Source organism: Lachnoanaerobaculum sanguinis (assembly GCF_033242365.1).
Lineage (GTDB): Bacteria > Bacillota > Clostridia > Lachnospirales > Lachnospiraceae > Lachnoanaerobaculum > Lachnoanaerobaculum sanguinis.
Window position 1 is genome coordinate 110,433 of the sequence record NZ_BTHK01000003.1, and the last position, 23,560, is coordinate 133,992.

General features: G+C 36.1%; 16 protein-coding genes and 2 pseudogenes. 5 read left to right on the top strand and 13 right to left on the bottom strand.

Features of this window, described 5'->3' with window-relative positions; genetic code table 11:
- Positions 1-108: 108 nt before the first annotated feature.
- The 5 genes and pseudogenes from SBH76_RS02955 (at position 109) to SBH76_RS02975 (ending at position 6,708) form a co-directional block, all read left to right on the top strand.
- On the top strand, positions 109-279 hold the full coding sequence (locus SBH76_RS02955; protein ID WP_317976718.1) for a hypothetical protein: 171 nt from the start codon (positions 109-111) through the stop codon (positions 277-279).
- 358 nt (positions 280-637) lie between these two features.
- A complete protein-coding gene (locus tag SBH76_RS02960; RefSeq protein ID WP_317976719.1) occupies positions 638-826 on the top strand; it encodes a helix-turn-helix domain-containing protein in 189 nt (62 codons plus the stop codon).
- Positions 827-2,665, top strand: coding sequence for a DNA methyltransferase (locus SBH76_RS02965; protein WP_317976720.1), 1,839 nt, complete (start codon positions 827-829; stop codon positions 2,663-2,665).
- A gap of 1 nt (position 2,666) precedes the next feature.
- The gene (locus SBH76_RS02970) at positions 2,667-5,276 is read left to right on the top strand and encodes a DEAD/DEAH box helicase family protein (protein ID WP_317976721.1); all 2,610 of its coding nucleotides are present in this window, start codon (positions 2,667-2,669) and stop codon (positions 5,274-5,276) included.
- A 187-nt stretch (positions 5,277-5,463) separates the two neighbouring features.
- Positions 5,464-6,708 (top strand): annotated as a pseudogene (locus SBH76_RS02975) (IS256 family transposase).
- A gap of 186 nt (positions 6,709-6,894) precedes the next feature.
- Here the strand turns inward: SBH76_RS02975 and SBH76_RS02980 are convergent.
- The 13 genes and pseudogenes from SBH76_RS02980 to SBH76_RS03045 form a co-directional block, all read right to left on the bottom strand.
- Positions 6,895-8,649, bottom strand: a complete 1,755-nt coding sequence (locus tag SBH76_RS02980) for an IS1182 family transposase (RefSeq protein WP_317976722.1) — start codon at positions 8,647-8,649, stop codon at positions 6,895-6,897.
- A gap of 346 nt (positions 8,650-8,995) precedes the next feature.
- A pseudogene (locus tag SBH76_RS13910) lies at positions 8,996-10,278 on the bottom strand (transposase).
- Positions 10,279-10,425: 147 nt separating this feature from the next.
- A complete protein-coding gene (gene sufU / locus SBH76_RS02995; protein WP_009663045.1) occupies positions 10,426-10,851 on the bottom strand; it encodes a Fe-S cluster assembly sulfur transfer protein SufU in 426 nt (141 codons plus the stop codon).
- Positions 10,844-12,061, bottom strand: a complete 1,218-nt coding sequence (locus tag SBH76_RS03000) for an aminotransferase class V-fold PLP-dependent enzyme (RefSeq protein ID WP_317976725.1) — start codon at positions 12,059-12,061, stop codon at positions 10,844-10,846. Before SBH76_RS03000 ends, sufU begins: the two co-directional genes overlap by 8 nt.
- Complete coding sequence (locus SBH76_RS03005; RefSeq protein WP_317976726.1) at positions 12,054-13,109, bottom strand: SufB/SufD family protein; 1,056 nt, start codon at positions 13,107-13,109, stop codon at positions 12,054-12,056. The genes SBH76_RS03000 and SBH76_RS03005 overlap by 8 nt, the downstream gene beginning before the upstream one ends.
- Positions 13,109-14,515: a Fe-S cluster assembly protein SufB gene (gene sufB, locus SBH76_RS03010; RefSeq protein WP_007593679.1), complete on the bottom strand. Its 1,407-nt coding sequence runs from the start codon at positions 14,513-14,515 to the stop codon at positions 13,109-13,111. The genes SBH76_RS03005 and sufB overlap by 1 nt, the downstream gene beginning before the upstream one ends.
- Positions 14,515-15,273 carry a Fe-S cluster assembly ATPase SufC gene (sufC, locus tag SBH76_RS03015; RefSeq protein ID WP_007593681.1) on the bottom strand — a complete coding sequence of 253 codons (759 nt, stop codon included), beginning with the start codon at positions 15,271-15,273 and terminating at the stop codon, positions 14,515-14,517. Before sufC ends, sufB begins: the two co-directional genes overlap by 1 nt.
- Positions 15,274-15,448: 175 nt before the next feature.
- Positions 15,449-16,783, bottom strand: coding sequence for an NADP-specific glutamate dehydrogenase (gdhA, locus tag SBH76_RS03020; RefSeq protein WP_007593683.1), 1,335 nt, complete (start codon positions 16,781-16,783; stop codon positions 15,449-15,451).
- 174 nt (positions 16,784-16,957) lie between these two features.
- Positions 16,958-17,602, bottom strand: coding sequence for a DNA repair protein RecO (gene recO, locus SBH76_RS03025; protein ID WP_317976727.1), 645 nt, complete (start codon positions 17,600-17,602; stop codon positions 16,958-16,960).
- Between the two features lies 1 nt (position 17,603).
- Positions 17,604-18,500: a GTPase Era gene (era, locus tag SBH76_RS03030; protein WP_007593685.1), complete on the bottom strand. Its 897-nt coding sequence runs from the start codon at positions 18,498-18,500 to the stop codon at positions 17,604-17,606.
- An 11-nt stretch (positions 18,501-18,511) separates the two neighbouring features.
- Entirely contained in the window at positions 18,512-21,484 is a 2,973-nt protein-coding gene (locus SBH76_RS03035; RefSeq protein ID WP_317976728.1) for an insulinase family protein, read from the bottom strand.
- Between the two features lie 20 nt (positions 21,485-21,504).
- On the bottom strand, positions 21,505-22,311 hold the full coding sequence (locus tag SBH76_RS03040; RefSeq protein ID WP_317976729.1) for a YdcF family protein: 807 nt from the start codon (positions 22,309-22,311) through the stop codon (positions 21,505-21,507).
- A 10-nt stretch (positions 22,312-22,321) separates the two neighbouring features.
- On the bottom strand, positions 22,322-23,560 hold the full coding sequence (locus tag SBH76_RS03045) for a peptidase U32 family protein (protein ID WP_317976730.1): 1,239 nt from the start codon (positions 23,558-23,560) through the stop codon (positions 22,322-22,324).

Genomic DNA, 23,560 nt, shown 5'->3' on the forward strand with positions numbered 1-23,560 from the left:
GGAGCAAAAAAGGATAAAGGAAGTTTTTAAACATATTCAAATCTATATAAGTAAATGAAAACATTATGAAAGCTGCCGAAAAATCTAAACAATAAGATTTATAGTATTATGAGCAGAAAAGATGTGGAAGCCTATCAGAAGTCTTATGAAGAAATAGATATTTTTATAAAGCAATTTCCGCATTTAAGACATGTTGTAGTAGTAGAGTTAAAGATAAAATTTAGCAAACATCTTTTCGGAAAATTGAATGAATATTCTAAAGAATTACAAGCTAAATAAGAGGAAATAATCAAGAAAAATAATCCATTGTTAAAAAAGTGCGATGAATTGGAGTATCTAAAAAATAATATGAATGAGTATCTTGGAAGGACTAAAAATGACAAAAGGGAATCGGTTATTGGTACAATTAATAAGCATCGGTTAAAAGATATTGGAAAACCTAAAGTAAGGAAGAAAACAATAAAAGAAATTTAAAGATAAATATTTGATTGGTGTGGTATTAGAAATGCATCAATTGTTTTTTCTTTGTGCAATAGCTAAAAGATGGGACTTATGTTATAATTTATGGATAAAAAGTCCAGTGAGTTGGAGTTTTGTGGTTATAATAATGAAATTTAACTACAATGGTCTTTGAAAAGTGCTGATAGATAATAATATGAAGAAAAAAGACCTAATTGATAAAACGGGGGTATCGCCTACTACAATATCGAAAATGGTTAGGGGAGATGCCGTATCGCTTACGATTATCGAAAAAATTTGCGAAGAACTTGGAACAGATATTGGGGATTTAATCTGTATTGAAAAAAATAGATTGGAGGATAAATAAATGAATAAAAACATTTTTGAAATAGTCGAGGAAGTATTAAAGACACATTCAAAATACATTTCTGATGATGGTAAATTGCTCAAGGCGATGGTTTATAGCGATGTAATGACAATGGATAAAGAATTGTTGTGTTTGCTTTTATCAAATGAAAAAATCAAAGAAAGATTTTTTAAGGATGTAAATGGAACACTCGTTTTCGATAAACAAGGTTTTGCTTGGTTTATTGAATCTAAGGAATTCTTACCGGACTCATATACGAGATATACAAACAAAATCGGATTAACTAATGGAGGAGACTTCATCTCAAAGTCGAATGATGTGGTATTAGACTTTCCGTATAAAGATTGTGTCCTTGAAGGTGGTCAGGATAAGGAAGATCAGAAGCGTAAAGAAATTTTCTATAATGAGACCATTGCAAGCGATGAGATTAGCAAAATGCTTGCTCCGAAGGTTTTATCGAACGCAAAGAGATATACGAAAAATGGAGTCGAAGAAAATATTACTTTTGATGAGAATGACAATCTAATTATCAAGGGAAATAATTTGATTGCACTTTCAAGTTTGCTGAAACGGTACGAGGGTAAAGTTAAGTGCATTTATATTGATCCGCCTTACAATACGGGTTCAGATAGCTTTAATTATAATGATGCATTTAATCATTCCAGCTGGCTTGTCTTTATGAAAAATAGGTTAGAAATAGCTAAAAAGTTGTTGAGTGATACGGGATCAATATTTATACAAATAGATTCCTTTGAACAAGCGTACTTAAAGGTCATTATGGATGAATTATTTGGAAGAGAAAACTTCAGAAATGCAATAACTTGGAAGCGTAGAGGAGGTAGTGCCAATCCGTCTAATCAATTAAATAATGTGGTTGAATGGATTTTATGGTACTCAAAAGACAGTGCTACTATGGAATACAAGCCTGTATTTTCTCTAAATGATGATAATACGCAGAAATATATAAAAGAAAGGTTTACTTTTGTAGAAGAAAATGGGAGAAAGTATATGAAGTCTCCTATCCAAAGTCCGAATTATCGAGAAAACCTGATATATGATTATAAAGGTTATAAAACACCTGCAAAAGGATATTCAATCTCAAGAGAAGTGATGGAACAATGGGATAAGGAAGGGAAATTAGCATTTCCAGATTCAAAAGATAAGAATATTAATCGTAAAATATTTTTAGATGAATATAAAGGGCAACCAATTAATTCTCTTTGGTCAGATATTTTTGTTATAAACCCCATGTCGTCAGAACGCATAGAATTCGGAGCGGGGCAAAAACCAGAAGCACTGATTGAACGAATATTTTCTATGGTTACCAATGTGGGCGATATAGTATTAGACTATCATCTTGGCTCTGGCACAACCTGTGCAGTTGCTCATAAACTGGGGCGTAGATATATAGGCGTTGAACAAATGAGTTATATTGAGGATATTACAGTTGAAAGAATGAAAAAAGTTATTGATGGAGAACAAACAGGTATTTCTAAAACTGTTGATTGGCAAGGTGGAGGCTCATTTATTTACTGCGAGCTTCTTGAAAATGCAAGTACACTCATTGAAAAGATTCAGTCAGCTTCAGAAGAGACAATCAATGAAATAAAGAATGAAATCTATGCAGATGAACGCATTGTTCCATATATTACAAGGGAAGAGCTTAAGAAAGCTGATGAAGAATTTAATTCACTTGAACTTCAAAAAAAGAAAAAGGCTCTTATTAGCTTAGTTGATAAGAATAAGCTATATGTCAATTACTCGGATATGGACGATGAAAGTTATGATATAAGTGAGTCGGATAAGGCGTTCACCAAATCTTTCTATGCGGAGGTCTAATATGGCGGAACAATTTTTATACGAAAAATTAGATGTCGCAAAAGAAGTTGGTATGAGTATCGATTTTCCTGAAATTATCAAAAGTGGACTCTCAAAGAAAATCTCTCTAAGAGAGTATCAGATTGATGCCTTTACAAACTTTGCTTTATATTTTGACAATGATGGATTAAGAAAAAATAAGCAAGTCCATACTCTTTTTCATATGGCGACAGGCAGCGGTAAAACTGTCATTATGGCAGGTCTGATATTGTACTTATATACAAAAGGGTATAGAAAGTTTTTATTCTTCGTAAATCAGACTAATGTTCTTGAAAAAACGATTGATAATTTCATCAATCCGCTTTCAAATAAGTATCTATTCAATGATGTTGTAGAGTACTTAGGGAAAAAGGTCAAGATAAAAAGGGCTGAAAATTTTAGTGGTAATATTTTAGATGATGACATCGAAATATTGTTTACTACTACGCAAAAGCTTCATATGGATTTATTTGAAGCGAGAGAAAATTCGCTGACCTATGATGACTTTGAAAATAATAAAGTGGTTTTTATTTCTGATGAGAGCCATCATATCAATTCACTAACTAAGAAACCGACTAAAGACGAAGAAGAAGCTGCTAAAAGTTGGGAATACTCTGTTACAAATGCTTTGTTACGAAATAGAGATAGTATTATGTTTGAATTCACAGCTACTTGCGATTTAAAAGATGCAAATGTGCTACAGAAATATAAGGATAAAATCATCTTTAACTATCCGCTTATTTCTTTTAGGGAAAGCGGATATACAAAAGACTTCCAGAACTTCGCAACAGATACCGATTTATGGGCAAGAACACTTATGGCTCTCGTAATGAGTGAGTACAGGAGGTTTTTGTTTGCTGATTTAAAACTCAATATTAAGCCTGTGGTTATGCTTAAATCGCAAAAAATAGATGAGTCAAAAAGTTTCTATGATGAGTTTTTTAAGAAAGTAAAGGAGTTGACGAGCTACGAGCTGCAGAATTTGGAATTAGTCGGAATCGAAAAATTGACGGAAGCGATAAATTATTTCAAGGAAAAGGATGATACTCTGGAGCTTTTGGAGCAGTCAATTAAGACTGCATTTACCGAAGATACTTCGATAATAATGAATGGTTCTTCGGATAATAATAAGGAAAATCAGTTGTTAGTAAATTCCTTGGAAGACCTTGATAATCCGATTAGGATTATTTTTGCTGTAGATATGTTAAATGAAGGTTGGGATGTACTCAACCTCTTTGATATAGTTCGTCTATATGATACAAGACAAAGTAAATCCGGCGGAAAGATAGGGAGCTATACAATTAAAGAAGCACAGCTTATTGGAAGAGGTGCGAGATATTGTCCATTTGTTGTAGATGATGAAGAACTTAAATTCAAAAGAAAATTTGATGGGGATATATCGAATCCGAATCGTATTTTGGAAACAATGTACTTTCACAGTAAAAACGACTCCAGATATATATCGGAATTGAAGAACGCTCTTATAGAAACAGGATTGCAGGCACCTGATCCAATTATTTTGGAATACAGACTTAAAGATGAGTTTAAGGATAGTGATTTTTATAAGAAGAGCTATGTGTTTTCCAATAAAAGATTGCTGAAAGTACGAGATGAAGTGCATTCTCTTGAACCTAGTATGAGAACGAAAACATATTACTACACGGCTCTTTCTGGCAAAGGTAATATTGTAAATCTTATAGGAGATGATACTGCAAACACAAGCACCATTAAGACAAATCTGAAGAGTATTAAATTCAAGGATATAGATTATAATATCCTGCTTGGGGCTATAGAATACTTTGAGGAACTTCGTTTTGACATACTTAAAGAGAAATATCCATCTCTAAAGTCAATGAGGGAGTTTTTAACTTCAGATGAGTTTCTTGGAAACTCTAATGTGGAAATAACATATTCTCAAGATGAAGTTAATGGAAAGATTTTATTTTCAGCTGTGAAGCACGCCTTAGTAAAAGTTGCATCGCATGCTATGGCTATCAAGCCGGAATATGTAGGTTCTAAAGAATTTGAACCTAAGCAGCTTAAAGTGATTTTGAAAGACAAGAAAATAAGTTTAGGGTCAATAGAGGGGAATGGTGGAAAAGGAAATTCTCAAAACAACTGTTCAAATGAAGAATATAGATTAGACTTAACAAATGAGAGTTGGTATGTATTTAATGACAACTACGGAACGAGCGAAGAAAAACTTTTTGTAAAGTATTTCAAAACACATATAGAGCCAAAACTGAAGGAAAAGAATCTGGAATACTATGTTGTTAGGAATGAAAGAATTCCTGAATTGGCTATATATTCTTTTGAAGCTGGAGAACGATTTGAACCTGACTTTTTGCTATTTGTAAGAAAGCAAAGAAGCGAAGGCAGTCTCACTTATCAGGGATATGTTGAGCCTAAAGGCAATCAGCTCTTGGATAATGATGCTTGGAAAGAAGTATTTTCAATGCAGATTGAAAAAGAGCATTCTGTTAAAGGATTATTTGCAGATGATTATAAAATAATCGGATTTCCATTCTTTAACAATGATAATAGAATGGAAGAATTTGAGAAAGCGATTAACACATGGATAGAGACAGTGTAATTTATCGAAAATGAAAAAAATAAGTTCAATGCACTTACTCCTGAAGTACTGACTGAAAACAAGCAAACATATATAGAAGCACTTGATTATGCTTTTGGTAATAGGGGATGTGAAGCTTTTTCTGTAAATAGCTATTAAGTCAAAGGTCTTCTATGATAAAATATAAAATCATAGGAGGCCTTTTATTATGGCAAAAAGAGAGAAGAAACCAATACACAAGATTATAATGACTGAAGGTAAAAGAAATATCATTCATCAACTACTTCAGGAGTATGATATTGAAACAGCTGAAGATATTCAAGACGCACTTAAAGATCTATTGGGTGGAACAATTAAAGAAATGATGGAAGCTGAAATGGATGAGCATCTTGGATATAGCAAATCCGAGCGATATGACAGTGATGATTATAGGAACGGTTATAAGCCTAAGACTGTTAAAAGTAGCTATGGTCAGTTTAATATTGAAGTTCCACAGGACCGTAAGTCTACTTTTGAACCTCAGATTGTTAAAAAGCGTCAAAAGGATATTTCAGATATTGATCAGAAGATTATTTCTATGTATGCAAAAGGAATGACAACAAGACAGATTTCAGAGACTATATAGGATATATACGGCTTTGAAACATCAGAAAGTTTTATTTCAGATGTAACAGATAAAATCCTTCCTCAAATTGGAGATTGGCAGAACAGGCCACTAAACTAAGTTTATCCAATCCTCTACATTGATGCTATCCATTATTCTGTTCGTGATAATGGCGTTATAAAAAAGCTTGCTGCTTATATTATCTTAGGGATAAATACTGAAGGAAAGAAAGAAGTACTTACAATACAGGTAGGTGACAATGAAAGTTCAAAATACCGGCTGTCAGTACTGAATGAACTTAAAAACAGAGGAGTAAAGGATATCCTTGTCATCTGTGCAGATGGGCTCACAGGTATAAAGGAAGCTATAGGAGCAGCATTTCCTGAGACAGAATACCAAAGATGTATAGTTCATCAGGTACGTAATACATTGAAATATGTACCTGATAAAGATAGGAAAGCTTTTGCAACAGATCTAAAGACTATTTACCAAGCACCGGATGAAAAGAAAGCTCTTGTAGCATTGGAACATGTGACAGAAAAATGGACACCAAAATATCCCAACTCGATGAAACGCTAGAAAGACAACTGGGATGTTATTTCCCCAATTTTCAAGTTTTCTTCCGATGTCAGGAAGGTTATTTACACTACCAATGCTATAGAATCACTTAATTCTACCTACCGTAAGCTAAACCGTCAAAGAAGCGTCTTTCCAAGCGATATAGCCCTACTTAAGGCCTTATATTTGGCTACATTTGAAGCAACAAAAAAATGGACTGTAACGATACGAAACCGGGCACAGGTGTACGGAGAGTTAAGCATCATGTATGAAGGACGACTGCCTGAATAGAATAAAACAAAATGGGATTGTCGGGAAATAAGTAATTTTACTTCCCGCAGAACGAAATAGAAATATCCTGACAAATACAAGGCATTTTAGCTTTGTGACTTTGTCAGGATATTTTGTTTTTCTATGATTCTGTCTATTTTGGGGCATAAAACCCCCTTGACTGAAATTTTGCTTTTGCATTTTTTACTATGCTGTTTTCTCCTGTGCTTTCCCTTCAAATTTCTTTAGTTTTGCATAGAGAAAACGATGATATTTATTTATATTTCTTCCTATTGCAGAAAGCATAAATTCTTTATAAACCTTATCTGAAGAACGATAGTTAAAGCGTCGGAAATCTTCATTCTCTTTAATATCTCCAAAATGACCTTCTGTTTGAATAGAGCGTATCTGTCGTTTTAGAATATCTTTTTCACTCTGTATGTTGGCATGTGACTTCTCCCGAAGCTCTTCCCATACTTCATTAATCTTCATCACTTTGTTCTTTTCAATATCTTTATCAGGATTATATTTGTATAAGCATTTAGACTTATGTTCACATCCACCACAGTCTGAACATCCATATACTTCATATGTTTGTGTATAACCGTTCTGTTCTTTCCTTTCTGTGTTGATATGTCTAAGTTCACGTCCGTCATGGCAGATATAGACTTGTTCATCCTCAAATACCATTGTCTTCATGTTGTAGTATTTGCCTATATCTTTACTGTATGCTCTTGTTTTTCGTTTTTCATGATCCTGTAGTTTTATATAACTGTCTATCTTATTTTCTTTTAGATATAATAGATTTTTCTCACTACAATAACCGCTGTCTGCCGTCACTTCCTCAAGTACTTCTCCAAATGCTTCCTTATGCTTTTTAAGAACCGGTATTAATGTATTATAATCCGTACGATTATTACTTACATAACTATGTACAATAAAATAATTCTCTACTGCTATCTGTACATTGTATGCAGGCTTTAGCCGACCGTTCAACATATGATCTTCCTTCATTCGCATAAAGGTTGCTTCCAAATCAGTTTTGGAATAGCTGTTTCTATCTTTCCCCATAATTTCAAAGCATTCTTTATAGTGCATTAATCGCTGTCCACAATGTTCAAGTTCTTCATAGAGTTGTTGAAGTTTTGGCTTTCTCTTACCCTTTCCGTTAACAAATGCAACACCTTCTCCGTCAGCAATAGTCATAAGGTTTTTCTGAAGCTTAAGTATTTCAATAGGCGAGCAGTTGTCAATCTCTATAATACGGTTATTAGATAACTTTTTATGTTTTGTAATCTTTCTTTTTCTGTTCTTTTCAATAATATCTCTAACTTTATCAATCCCGTCAATCACAAACATTTTTGCATTTCCAAGCTCATATTTCTCACCAAAACCGTTATCTTGTAAAAAAGAATTATAGTTTGAATAAAGCGTATCAATAGAATCTAATAGGCCTGCCAGATGATAATTGATGCTTCCACGCCATACAAAAGTATAACGATTAGCATTAGCTTCTATTTTTGTTCCATCAATAAACAATTCTTTTAACGTTATAAGCCATTCTTTTTGTAATCGTCTCATAAACTGATAGTTTAAGTCATCTAGGATATCTGAAGTAAGTTTCTTACCTTTAAAATCATAAAAAGCATCTCTTTTAGGCTTCTTCCCTTGAGTAAGCCAGATAAAAGCAATATCTCTTTCACATAAATCTACAGTACGATCAATAGAGCGTATTCCTCGCATATTTGCATAAGTAATAACTGCATACATCATGATTGGATTGTACCCTGTTCTTCCCTTGTCCGAACAATTGGCTAACAGTCCGGAAAAATTTAAATCCTCCATAACTTTTTTTAGGGTATAGACTGGATCGTCATCGGGCAAACTCAATTCATAGAAGCTAAAGTTGATTTTCTGTTGACCTATTTCAAAAAAGTCGTTATAATAATTAACTGTGAGCATAGTTACATTATAACATGTAATGGAGAAAGATGGTTGTCGTTAGCCATCTTTTTTATGTAAAAACTTAGGGAGGAGTGACTCATTTTGAGTTACTCCTCCCTCTTTTATGGCTGCCATTTCCCGACAGCCCCATTGACATACTATTTTTTAACTGTTATATATAAAACAAGAGTGAAAATCCTATCAGAAAGGATTTCCATCCTTTATTATCATAGAAGATTCTTATTTACAGACTTTTCCTCATAGTCTCTTCGCATCTACCTTTTTGCCTTTATTTTGTATGCATGACTGAAATCATACGCAAAAAAGCGCAGTTCCCCTACCCCATAGAAATTCTTTTTTGAATCTATGCGGCAGCTCTGTTTCTCATCTTTTTTCTGATATTTATATAAATTATGGCCTATCGCCACGAGTAAAACTTCCGGTTTGACTGAATGAATACCTCTTCGGACAATTCTCTTGTACCAACGGTTGCTTTTCATAATTCCGAAAGTGCCTTCTGCTTGTATCGAACGGTTCGTTCGTAATAACGCACCGTGGATACTTTCCAGGTTTTCGATTACTTCCTGATGCATGGAGGTTAGTTCCTGATTGATCCGAACAGTTCGATTCTTATCTGTCTTCTTACATTTCTTTGCATATGGACATCCGCTACAGACTTCGCATTCATACAGTTCTTCCTTGCGTCCGTACTGATTTCCCCTGACATCTTTTCTGCATAAAAAATGGAATGCTTTATCGATAGAACATCTCTTGAATCCTTGCTCATCAATTCTGAAGTTAACTGCACGAAATGTATCTTCATGATATTTCCGATCCTTAGTTTCCTTTTTAAACATTGGAAATTTCATATACTTTTCAATGCCGTTCTGTCCACAGAAAATATAATTGTTGTATGAGCCATATCCGAACGATAATGGTTTACGTCAACAACTGCAATATATTTATCTGCTACACCAATCTGTACATTATATGCCGGCAGAAGCTGATCATTTCCCATGTAATCTGTTTTGATACGCATAAAGGTAGCTGAGTTATCTATTTTAGAGTAACTGTTTCGGTTAGGATCACAGATTTCAATTTTTTGTATATATTCTTGAAGTTTCTGACAGAAAGTAGTCAAGTGTTCATAATGACGCTGTTCTTTAGATTTTCGCTTTCTGCTTCCGTAAATAAATGTACTTGTATCCGGTTTCCATAAAAGTACTAGCCGCTCAACGATTTCACTCAAATAATCCGGTACATACTCTGTGTTTGTTGTAATCTGCACCCCGCTCCATGCAATTTCTGTATTAATTTCCTCAATCTCCGCAGTAATTTTTTCGTAAAGCTTGTAACGGAACTTTTCGGTAGCCTTCTTCCATACCCTGGTATACTTGTTTGCGTTTGCTTCAAACTTGGAGCCGTCGATATAGAGATGTTGCAGATCTACATGCTCCTCATTAAAGATAGCATATTTATGTCTTTAAAAATGTTTTCAATCTTATCTTGAAGTATTTCATTGATGAAATATACAAAGGTTCTGTATGACGGAATATCGGTCAGATACTTGTTTAAATCGATTCCTCCCATCAATCTGTCAAACGTTAAAACAGGATCCAGCAGATCCAAACAATCTGAAAGAAACAGTGGTAAATATCCTTATTTTGAATTACAATAATTAGTGTGTAAAGTTTTCATCATAAGTTAATTTTACCACAAAAATAGGACCTTTCGCATGAACGAATGGTCCTATTTCTTTTAGAGACTTATTTCACAGCCCCTTTCATTTATTTATTATTTCAACAACTCTTCCATTGTATGCCAGCCAAGTACTGCACATTTTACTCGTGCGGGCATATGGGAGATATCTCTAAGGGCTCCGGCCTCATCAAGTTCCTCTATCTCTTCTTCGCTCGCTTCTCCCTTTATCATACGGAAAAACATATCTGAGAGTCTTATAGCTTCATCCTTTTCAAGACCTATTACCATATCAAGCATTATATCTGCTGAAGCCTGTGATATGGCACATCCGTCTCCTACGAAAGCACCGTCTTCTATGATGCCTTCATCGTTTACTTTAAGCTTTAAAGTGATATGATCGCCACAGCTTGGATTGACACCGTCCAGTATAAGATTGGCATCTGCAAGATCATGTTTATGATAAGGTCTTAAATTATGCTCTGTCAGAATTTCATTATAAAAGGCTCTGTTCTCACTCATCGTATCCCATCTCCTTTCTTATCTCTAAAAGAGCAGCTGAGAGTGCATCTATCTCTTCCTTTGTGTTATAGAAAGAAAGACTTGCTCTTGTGGTTGAATTTATTTTTAAATGTTGTAAAAGCGGCTGTGCACAGTGATGTCCGGCTCTTACCGCAATACCCTTTGAATCAAGTATCGTTGATACATCATGCGGATGCACTCCCTCAAGTATAAAGTTTATTATACCGCTGTGCTTAGAAGGATCCTTTGAACCAAGTATTCTGACATACTTGTTCTTTGAAAGAACCTCCATAGCGTACTCACTCAGCTCTCTTTCGATACTCTCTATCTTCTCATATCCTATGCTCTCTATATAGTCGATAGCTGCCGCAAGTCCAACCGCACCCTCTGCATTTACAGTACCGGCCTCAAATTTATGAGGTAATGGCGCAAATGTGGCTTTTTCTTTGGTAACATACTCTATCATCTCTCCACCGCTAAGGAATGGAGGCATGGCATCAAGTAATGCCTTCTTACCATAGAGTACACCGATACCCATTGGTCCGCATAACTTATGACCTGAGAATGCAAAGAAGTCCGCATCCAATTCTCTTACATCTATTTTCTTATGAGGTATGCTCTGTGCACCGTCAACAACAACTACAGCTCCCACACTATGAGCTTTTTCAATGATATACTCTATAGGTGTAGGTATTCCAAGTACATTTGATATCTGTGTACAAGCTACCAGTTTTGTATTTTCATTTATTTTAGAGTCTATCTCAGACTTTGTAATCTCACCGTCTTCCTCACAGTCAAGGAATACAAGTTTAGCTCCCGTAGCTCTTGCCACCATCTGCCATGGAAGCATATTTGAATGATGCTCAAGTATACTTACAACTATCTCATCACCGGCCTTTATATTGTTTAGACCGTAGCTGTATGCCACAAGGTTTAAACTCTCTGATGCATTTCTGGTAAAAATTATCTCTTCACTTCCTGCTGCACCTATAAACTTCGCCACTTTGCTTCTGGCATTCTCATAGTCCTCGGTAGCTTCCACACTGAGTTTATACACTCCTCTTAAAGGATTTGCATTGTGATGCTTATAAAAATCATTCATCGCATCCAACACTATCTGCGGTCTTTGTGATGTAGCCGCATTGTCCATATATATTACATCATCGGATGCTAAAAGCGGAAAATCATTTCTGTATATACTCTTACTCATCTTCACTGCCTCCAAGATAAAGATTTACCTTTTCTTCAAGTTCGGCATTTTCAAGCTTCTTGCTGATAGCATCTATTCTGGCTCTTGCCACCATCTTAGTAACACTTTCCTTATCCATACCTCTTGATGTGAGGTAGAAAAGCATACCTTCATCAAGGTTTCCTATGGAAGCACCATGTGTACCGACTACATCTTCCTCGGCACAGAGTATTACAGGTATACTCTGATTGTGGATATTCTGACCTAAGAGAAGTACATCCTCGGACTCTTCTCCGGTTGCATCTTTTGCGCCTCTCTTAAAATCAATAGTACCTCTTAGAAGCTTCTTTGAATTGTCATTAAGTACTCCTGAGGCTATCATTTTGCAATTACTTGACTTTCCTATATGGTCTGCCACATAGTTAAGATCTATCTGCTCCTCGGCCTTACCATAGTAGCCAAGATCTGATATAAACTCACTTCTTTTACCTGTAAGGCTTGCTCTTGCACCTGCAAATATCTTCTCTCCACCAAGTAAGAGCTGTACAAGCTCAAATGAAGCATCTTTTTCAACATTTGCACCTATATCATTGAGTGAAATATCACTGTCTGACTGAAGTCCTACCTGATACAATTTCACTTTTGCATCTTTCTCTGCAAAAACGAATGTCTGTACCGCCAAAGCACCTGCATTCTCCTCATTTGAAGAGTAATCCATCCATACATTGACATCGCTGCCTTCAGCCGCATAGATATATACTCTTACCTTTGCAAGGCTTTCCTTATCTCTGCATATATTTATATGACTGTTTGACTTTTCACCTGCAAGAGTATTTATAATAATATCTTCACTTTCAGAGTCACAAAGCTCTGTCATATTTGCTCCCATTCCTGTAGGAAGGGCCTTCATAGCTTCAATAATCTCTTTTGAAAGTTCATTATTTGCATTTTCATTTAAAACTTTTATATTTGCACTGCCTGTTTCACTTGGTATAGAAACAGCAGTCTCATTCATCTTTAGCCATCTCCAGGTAAGAACCGGTATTCTGTTTAAAGTAATATCTCTCATTAACCAATACTTCCTTTCATCTCTAATTGAATGAGATTATTCATCTCTACCGCATACTCAAGCGGCAATTCTTTTGATACATTGTCGGCAAATCCGCTTACGATCATTGCCTTTGCATCCTCTTCACTGATACCTCTGTTCATCAGATAGAATACGGCATCATCACTGATTCTTCCGATTCTTGCCTCATGACCTACATCGGCATCCGCACATCTGATATCCATAGCAGGCACTGTATCCGAGCGTGATATATCATCAAGCATCAAGGACTCACATGATACTGCAGCCTTTGCATTCTTTGCTTTTTCAGATACCACTACAGCATTTCTGAATGTAGATATACCGCCACCCTTTGAAATTGATTTTGTATTAATAAATGAAGATGTATCAGGTGCCGCATGTACTACCTTTGAACCTGTATCAAGGTTTTGTCCTGCACCTGCGAATGTAATTCCTGTGAATTCCATTCTTGCACCTCTACCCTTTAATATACTCATAGGATAAAGATATGATACATGTGAACCGAATGAACCTGAAACCCATTCAATTCTTCCGCCCTCTTCCACAACAGCTCTCTTTGTGTTGAGATTGTACATATTCTTTGACCAGTTCTCTATAGTCGAATATCTGAGTCTTGCATTCTTTCCTACATAAAGCTCCACACATCCTGCGTGAAGATTGGCTACATTATATTTTGGTGCCGAACATCCTTCAATAAAGTGAAGATCCGCACCCTCATCTACGATAATAAGTGTATGCTCAAACTGTCCTGCACCCTTTGCATTAAGTCTGAAATATGACTGCAAAGGAATATCAAGATGAACACCCTTCGGTACATATACAAATGAACCGCCTGACCATACCGCACCATGCAATGCCGCAAACTTGTGATCATTCGGCTTTACAAGCTTCATGAAATGCTTCTGAATCATATCCGCATACTCACCATGCATTGCGCTCTCAAGATCTGTATATACAACACCCATCTGTGAAACTTCATCTCTTACATTGTGGTATACAAGCTCAGAGTCATACTGTGCACCTACACCTGCCAAAGATTTTCTCTCAGCCTGTGGTATACCGAGTTTTTCAAAGGTATCCTTGATATCCTCAGGAACCTCTGACCACTTTGTCTTCATATGTGTATTAGGTCTTACATAAGTAACAATATTGTCAATATCAAGACCGTCTATAGAAGGACCCCATGGCGGAACTTCCATCTGATTATATATCTGTAATGCCTGCAATCTGAAATTTTGCATCCAGGCAGGATCGTTCTTTTCTTTTGAAATCTGAGACACTAACTCAGGTGTAAGACCTGCAGCTATTTTGAAGTTGTCCTTATCTTCATTTCTGAAGTCATACATACTTCTGTTAATGTCTTCTACATATGTCTTTTCCTTCATTATTTGCTCTCCTGAATATACTTTTCAAATCCATGCTCATTGATTTCATCTACCAAAGAAGCATCTCCTGTCTTTATGATTTTTCCGTCTACCATAATATGTGTATAGTCAACCTTTAATGACTCAAGTATTCTTGTACTGTGAGTGATTATAAGGAGAGCACCGTCTTTTTTCTTCTGATATTCTTTGATACCGGCTGAAACTGTTCTTACAGCATCCACATCAAGTCCTGAATCTGTCTCATCAAGTATTGCAAGCTTCGGTGAAAGCATAAGAAGCTGTAATATCTCAGCCTTTTTCTTCTCACCGCCTGAAAATCCTACATTCAAGGCTCTGTTGGCATACTCGCTGTCCATATTTAAGACTTCCATATTCTTTGCAAGGTCTTTTTTAAACTGCATCATCTTTACTCTCTTGCCGCTTACAGACTCTACTGCATTTCTGATAAAACTGCTGAGTGGAAGACCCGGTACCTCAAGAGGATTCTGGAATGATAAGAACATTCCCGCCTTTGCACGCTTGTCTGCTGATTCATCAATTATATTCTTACCGTCAAATATAATTTCTCCGCTGTTTGCAACATATCTTGGATTACCCATAAGAGCATAGCCGAGTGTTGACTTACCTGCTCCGTTCGGTCCCATAAGTACATGTGTTTCGCCTTTTTTAATTTCTATATTTACTCCATGAAGAATTTCCTTTAAATTCTCATCATCTTCTATGGAAACTGTTAAATTATTTACATTTAATAATGACATTGATTTTTCCTTTCACCTCTCCCTTGAGCTTAGGGGTAATCTATAATAGAAAACCTGTATTCTATTAACTATATTGGAATTTTAAGGCTTAATTCCCAGTAAGTCAATAGGAATTAAAAAAAAGCCCTTAAAAAAGGGCTTTTAAATGCTTATGTATTTAATTTTGTACAATTTTTTATACAATTCCCTGTGAAATCATTGCGTTTGCAACCTTCTCAAATCCGGCAATATTGGCACCTGCTACATAGTTGCCTTCCTGACCGTATCTCTTAGCCGCATCGTCAACCTTTGTAAAGATATCCTTCATAATGCCTTTAAGCTTCTCATCAACTTCCTCAAATGTCCATGAAAGTCTCATAGCGTTCTGGCTCTGCTCAAGACCTGAAACAGATACACCTCCTGCATTTGAAGCCTTACCCGGCATAAAGAGCACTCCGTTATCCTGAAGATACTTTGTTGCCTCAAGAGTTGTAGGCATATTTGCACCCTCTGCCACTGCAAAGCAGCCGTTAGCTACAAGTGCCTTCGCTCCGTCAAGATCAAGCTCGTTTTGAGTAGCACATGGAAGGTAGATATCACATTTGATATTCCAAATTCCCTTACCTTCTGTATACTTGGCAGAAGATACTCTGTTTGCATACTCTGATATTCTCTGTCTCTTAACTTCCTTGATATCCTTAACAATATCTACCTGTATACCGTTCTCATCATATACATAACCGTTTGAATCACAGAGTGCAACAACCTTTGCTCCAAGCTGCTGTGCCTTTTGTATTGCATAGATTGCGACATTTCCTGAACCTGTAACTACAACTGTCTTTCCCTTAAGTTCCTTGTTGTTTGCCTTAAGCATCTCATCAAGAATGTATACAAGACCGTAACCTGTAGCCTCTGTTCTTGCCAAAGAACCTCCGAAAGGAATTCCCTTTCCTGTAAGAACACCTTCAAACAATGTTGTAAGTCTCTTGTACTGACCGAAAAGGTAACCTATCTCTCTACCGCCTACACCGATATCACCTGCCGGTACATCTGTGTCTTTTCCGATATGCTTATAAAGTTCGTTCATAAAGCTTTGGCAGAATGCCATTACTTCTCTGTCTGATTTTCCCTTAGGATCAAAGTTTGAACCGCCTTTTCCTCCACCCATAGGAAGACCTGTAAGTGAGTTTTTAAGTACCTGCTCAAATCCAAGGAATTTAAGTATTGACTGGTTTACTGTAGGATGGAAACGAAGTCCTCCCTTATAAGCACCTATTGCATTGTTGAACTGTACACGATATCCCTTGTTTACCTGTACGTTTCCTTTGTCATCCACCCATGGAACTCTGAATGAAATAATTCTCTCAGGCTCTACAAGTCTCTCTAAGATACCGTTCTTTCTGTAAAGCTCCTCATTTGCATCAACAACAAGCTTTAATGACTCCAAAACTTCCTTAACAGCCTGATGAAACTCCGGCTCATTCGGGTTTGCAGCTACAACCTTCTCTAAAATCTCTTCTACGTATGACATAATTCTTACCTCCTAGGCTTTGTAGGTACTTTGAATACTCAAAATACTCTTGACGTTCAACTCTTAACTAAACGGTTGAATCATAAATATATAAAAAGGCAAAGACTCCCTATATAGGCGTCTTTGCCGAACACAAGTCATTTTAGCAGAATTTCTTCAAATGTCAAGAAAAAATCATAAAATATCTTCCAGAATATCAAGAGAATGAAAATGCCTGTCTATATATTTTCTTATCATGACATCCATATATTTTTCTATCTCTGTAAGTGCCTCCTCTGTGATTACAAAGGTGAAAAGTTTCTCAGGCTTTGAATATATTATATATTCCCAGGTATATAAGGCAGTTTTATCCTTAAGTCCCGGAGTCAAATCATACTCGCCGTTTATTGTCATAAGCTTAAGTTCGAAAATTCTTCTTACAAGTCTGTTGGGTATAGACTTTTTGGTTAAAGCCAGTAATGTATAATATATAAGCTTTAAGCTCTCTATATCCACCAAAGCTTCCTTTGTGTAATAATCAAGCATTTCAAGAAAATACGTGCCGTAGCAGGTACTCTCAATATCTGCACTTACCTCTTCAAAATAATTGGCAATATCCGCATTGACTATATTATAAGAATCTCTGCCCTCATACAGTTTAAACTTTCCATATGCAAATATTCTGGCAAATCCCATCATCTGATTGTTGATACGCCTTGCACCTTTTGCAAAAGCATATATTTTGCCTCTCTCTTTTGTAAAGATAGTCACACGCCTGTCAAAATCACCGATGGGCATTGATTTTATAACAATGCCCGTCAATTCAACAAAATCTCTCACATTATAAATCCTTTGGATTGTAACCGAAATTCTTCATCTGCACATCCGAATCTCTCCACTTCGGTCTGACCTTTACCCAAAGCTTCAGATTCACTCTGCTCTCAAGCAGACCTTCTATATCTTTTCTGGCTGCAGTACCGATTCTCTTCAGCATACTGCCTCCCTTTCCTATAATTATTCCCTTATGTGAGTCTTTCTCACATACTATAGCAGCCTCGATATCCACCATATCTCCCGAGTCTCTGTAGTTAAATGTATCTATCTCCACAGCTATACCGTGAGGTATCTCCTCTTGCAAAAATCTCAGCGCCTTTTCTCTTATAAGTTCTGCCGCTATTTGCTTTATAGGCTGGTCTGTGACCGTATCCTCATCATAATACATAGGACCTTCTGAAAGATATTTAAATATAATATCGAGAAGCTTATCCGTATTTGTTCCCTTAAGTGCGGATACCGGCACCACTTCGGCAAACTGCATTCTTGACGAGTACTTGGCTATTACCTCAAGCATATCTTCCTTTTGCTTGAGCGAATCCATCTTATTGATAGCAAGTATTACAGGTATATTTACACTTGATAAAATCTCAAAGATATGCTCATCACCCTCACCTATAAAGGTACTCGGTTCTACAAGCCAGAGAACCATATCCACATCTCTTAAAGTTCTTGTAGATACCTTTACCATATATTCTCCAAGCTTATTTTTGGCTTTATGTATACCCGGAGTGTCAAGGAATACTATCTGACCTCTTTCGTCTGTAAATACTGTCTGTATTCTGTTTCTTGTAGTCTGCGGCTTATTTGATGTTATAGCTATCTTTTGTCCTATCAGCGTATTCATCAATGTTGATTTTCCTACATTCGGTCTCCCTATAAGGGCAACAAATCCTGATTTCATATATTCTCCTATCAATCCTTATAAAGATGCTTTACCTCTTTAAAGAGTTCCTTATCCTTTTCTATCAAATCTTCATTACCGATAGCACAAATAAGTTTGTCTGAAAGCACAGCCTCGATAAGCGGCACCAAAGCTCTGATATCTTCCTCACTTGTATTCAATACCTCTTCTCTTTCCTTTACCAGATCCTCATGTCTGACTTTTGAGTAATATGAGCTTAATCCCTTTAATCCCTCTCTTGAAGGTGTCAAAGGTGTATCAAGTTCACTGATTGCACCTATTACAGATTTTGTCATCTCTCTGTCATTTGCCGTAAAGTTTTTCACATAGTCCACTATGCCCTCGTATACCTTATTTGTATTTGAAACATTAGGATCTCTGTATGAAACAAAACCTGAGTTTCCACTTCTTCCAAAGATTGCACTGCATCCGTATGCGCCACCCTTTACTCTGATATTGTTCCACAGATAGTCATAACTTAAAAGCACCTTCAATACTCTTAAAACTCCTGTATATTTAAATCCGTGATTTACAAAATTTCCGAATCTTGCAACATAGTTTACCATTGAAGGTGTTACAAATCCCTCATTTTTGATTTCTGTTTTTAATACGGCCTTTTTAAGCTTCTTGCCTTCTTTGAAAAGACTGTCTGTAAGACTTTCTATTCCGTTAAATGCATTCTTATATCCCTTTTCATCACATATGGTATGTATCAAAAGATTATCCGCACTAAATACTGTTTTTGAGAGTCTTGAGAGGTTTTCGTAAACTCTGTCAAAGTCTTTTTCTATATCTATATTTTCAAGGAAGTTAAGATAAGCAATACCCTTTGTCAAATCGTTAAATAAAAGTTCCTTTGATATATAAGATCCCGCTCTTGTAAGTGCACTCATATGACCTGATGATACCAGTCTGTCCTTACCTGCCTTTACCTCTGCAATTATATCCTTAACTCTCTTCTTATCCTCAAGCTTTGACATTGTGAGTACTTCAGCCACATTGGAATAGAGCCAGAATTCTTTGCCATATAATATTTTTGCATTTACACTGAATGCAAAGGTAAAATCTATAGGATTTGCATCGGTTGCAAATGCCTCAATAACATATCCGACTCCACCTGAATTTAAATTTACATTTGTGGAAAGTGCCGCATAGCTTTGTTTCTTTGTATCTATATAGCCCAATATTTCCTTTAAAAGTGCCAGATACTTAAGTTCTTCTTCATTTGCAAAGTCAATATTGAAAATAAACTTCATATAATTGATTCCCGATGTAAATACTTTTGAGTGAATTACAGGTATATCTTTTCCTGAAGCCTTTACACTCTTTTCTTCATACTCAGGCATCTTTACTTCTCTGCTTATATCATCTCTGCTGAGTAGAGGAATCTTTAAGAGATCTTCTTCACTTGAAGGCTCAGACTGATACTTTTTAAGTGCCAAAGTATCATCATAAATCTTTTTTATCTCTTCTTTTGACAATGTATCTTTGAATGCTTTAAGCTTTGCCTTAAGATCGGCATCCTTCTTTGATGTAAGACCTTTTTTAGGTGTCATGGTGACTATAGCCGTATTCTTGTTATCAAGAAGATAATTCTTTATCAGATTTTCAAAATAATTATTATCTATCTCTTCTCTGAGAGTTTTGAAAATATTTTCAAATCTCAAATGTATTGTAGGGTCCGCATCATAAAGCCATGAATCAAAGCTTGAAAGTCCGTACATAAGCCCCTTAGGATATGAACCGTAGTCAGCCTCTCTTGCTTTAAATTCAAATACATTTATAGCGGCCTTTATGGTCTCTTTATCAATCCCTTCATCTGCAAGCTTTCTTAAAGTACCCTCTATAACAGCCAAAAACTCAGGCTTTCTGTCAAGATTTGTATTCTTTGAAGTTACGGTGAAATATGGCATAGAGATTCCGTTTGCATATCCGCCGAATACATCCTCTCCTATGCCCGCATCAATAAGTGCATCAGTAAGATATGCTCCCGGTGCATCTATAAGTACATACTCAAGTATATGAAATCCCATAGAAACGACCGGATCAAGCTCTCCGCCCACAAGAGTATTCCATGAAAGATATGTGGCATTTTCCTCACCCTGAGCCTCTGTAATAGGATATTCAAAGTTTGCTTCCTTTACACTTTCAAGCCCCTTTACTTCCTCTATCTTAGAATCCACCTCTCTGTATTCAAACTTATCAAGGTATTCTCTGTCCATCCACTCAAGCTTTTTTGCCATATCCATATCCCCGTATAGATAAATATATGAATTTGACGGATGATAATACTTTGAATGCATATCAAGGAAATTCTCATATGTAAGTGTAGGAATAAAGTCAGGATCACCACCGGATTCCTCACCGTAAGAATGTCCTTCAAACAACACCTTTGTTATTGATCTTTCCAGTACACTGTCGGCAGATGAAAAAGCACCCTTCATCTCATTGTATACTACACCGTTTAAAATAATATCTCCGTTTTCATCAGGATTACCCTTCTCATCCACTACTTCATAATGCCAGCCTTCCTGCCTGAATATCTTCTCCTCATTGTATACATTAGGATAAAATACCGCATCCAGATAAACTTCCATAAGATTGTCAAAGTCCTTATCATTGCAGGATGCAACCGGATAAACCGTCTTGTCCGGATATGTAATTGCATTTAAAAATGTGTTCAATGAACCCTTTACAAGCTCTACAAAGGGATCCTTTGCAGGAAACTTTTTAGAACCGCAAAGTACGGAATGCTCCAAAATATGGGCAACTCCTGTAGAATCCTTTGAAGGTGTTCTGAATCCTATCGTAAACACCTTATTATCATCATCTGAAAGCAAGGTGAAAACTCTTGCCTTTGTCTTTTTATGTTCAAGAACAACCGCTTTTGCACTGATTTCTTCGATATCCGATATATCTTTGATCTCATATGCCGACAATTCTTTTATATGTTTTAACTCTTCATCAATATTATAATTTTTCAATATCTGCCTCCTTGGTAAAATTAAATGTATCCTAAAAACTTGTACTTCAAAATTGCAAATGTCTCTCTTACGAGCATATGTAAATAAAGAATATTACCGGACTTTGCACTTATAGGCGAAACTTGTGTATATCCAAGCTTTTTTGCCACCTGCATAGCTCTGAATATATGAAAATCATTTGTCAAAATACCTATGGTCTCCGGTCTTGCTTCCACAACTTCAACCGGACCCATATCGTTTCTGATTATAAAATCCGTATTTATCTTCATCTCTTCATTGTACTTATCCATAAGAGCTTTTGAATATATCAGATTTTCTCTTGTATTATGTGACTCAACTTCTACAAGAATATTATCTTTATCAATGCCTCTTTCTATAAGATAATCCGCCATTTCAAGTGATTCAATTTTTCCATTTTTTTGCATTCCGCCGCTTATAACAATAATTGTACCGGGATTTTCATTTATATAATCTATAGCCTTTTCAAGTCTGTATATGCAGTCACTTTCTTTCTTATTAAAATCTGTCTTGGCACCAAGTATGACTAAAAAATCCAATGATTTTTTATCATCCTTAGGCACCGAAAGTCTTATTACAACTACCGTTATAACAAAAATAAGAATTCCAAGAGTCGCCAAAGTACAGACAGATACCACAGACCACAATGGAATTCTCTTATTTAGATAAAGTTTGATAAGTTTACCCAGGGCAAAAAATACAAATGCAAATACATACCATATGTAATTTTGCAATTCCAAAAAGCCTGCCATAAAAATAACTACAGTCCCATATATCCCGCATAATATTCCAAGTATAAATAAAAACATTATACCTCCACTACTGTCTTTCGGGATTATAAATTCGTAATATATCTCCTTCTTCAGCTACCTGTCTATCAAATGTCACTTTCAAAAGTTGCATAGGGTGTGGAGCACTCTCCATCTTTTCATCCTTTTCATCTTCGATAGACTCAACACATAAAGATATGTTTTCACCGTTCTTTTTCATAATCTCCATGTTGTCTCCCACAAAGAATCTGTTTTTCTGGTTGAATACCGCTCTTTTCCTTTCATCCACTTCATTTACAGTTCCTATATAAATATAATTTTTTACATAGGTATTGCTGTCATAAATCTGTGTATCACTGTCCGGCTTTCCGAAGAAAAATCCGGTAGTAAACTCTCTGTAAGTACATTTTCCTATCTCTGATTTATACCATTCAAGGTTTTCTTTAAAGGTCTCAGGCGATTTTAAATAATCGTCTATAGCCTTTCTGTATGTTCTTGCCACAGTTGCAACATAGAGTGCGGTCTTCATTCTGCCCTCTATCTTAAAGCTGTCTATACCGGCCTCTATAAGTTCCGGAATATACTCAATCATACAGAGATCTTTTGAATTGAAGATATATGTTCCTCTCTCGTTTTCATAAACCGGCATATACTCTCCAGGTCTTTTTTCCTCCACTACGGAATATTTCCATCTGCAGGAATGAGTACATTCTCCACGATTGGCATCCTTACCTGTAAAGAAATTGCTGAGCAAGCATCTTCCGGAGTATGACATACACATAGCTCCATGTACAAATGTCTCTATCTCCATCTCCTCAGGGATATTGTCTCTGATCTTTTTTATCTCCTCAAGTGAAAGCTCTCTGGCTGTAACAACTCTTGAGGCTCCAAGCTTCCACCAAAAAAGGTAGGTAGCATAGTTTGTATTATTTGCCTGTGTTGATATATGTATTTCCACCTCAGGCCAGACTTCCTTTGCCACTGTAAATATTCCCGGGTCCGATATTATAAGAGCGTCAGGTCCTATTTCTTTTAATTCCTCAAAATAGCCTCTTGCCGCATCCAAATCATCATTATGTCCAAGGATATTGGCCGTTACATAGACCTTTTTACCTCTTTCATGTGCATATTTTATTCCGGACTTCATATCCTCTTTTGTAAAATTCTTTGCCTTTGCTCTCAGGCTGAAAAACTCACCGCCTATATATACCGCATCGGCACCGTAATCTATCGCAACCTTAAGGTTTTCAAGATTGCCTGCCGGTATTAAAAGTTCTAAATCTCTCAA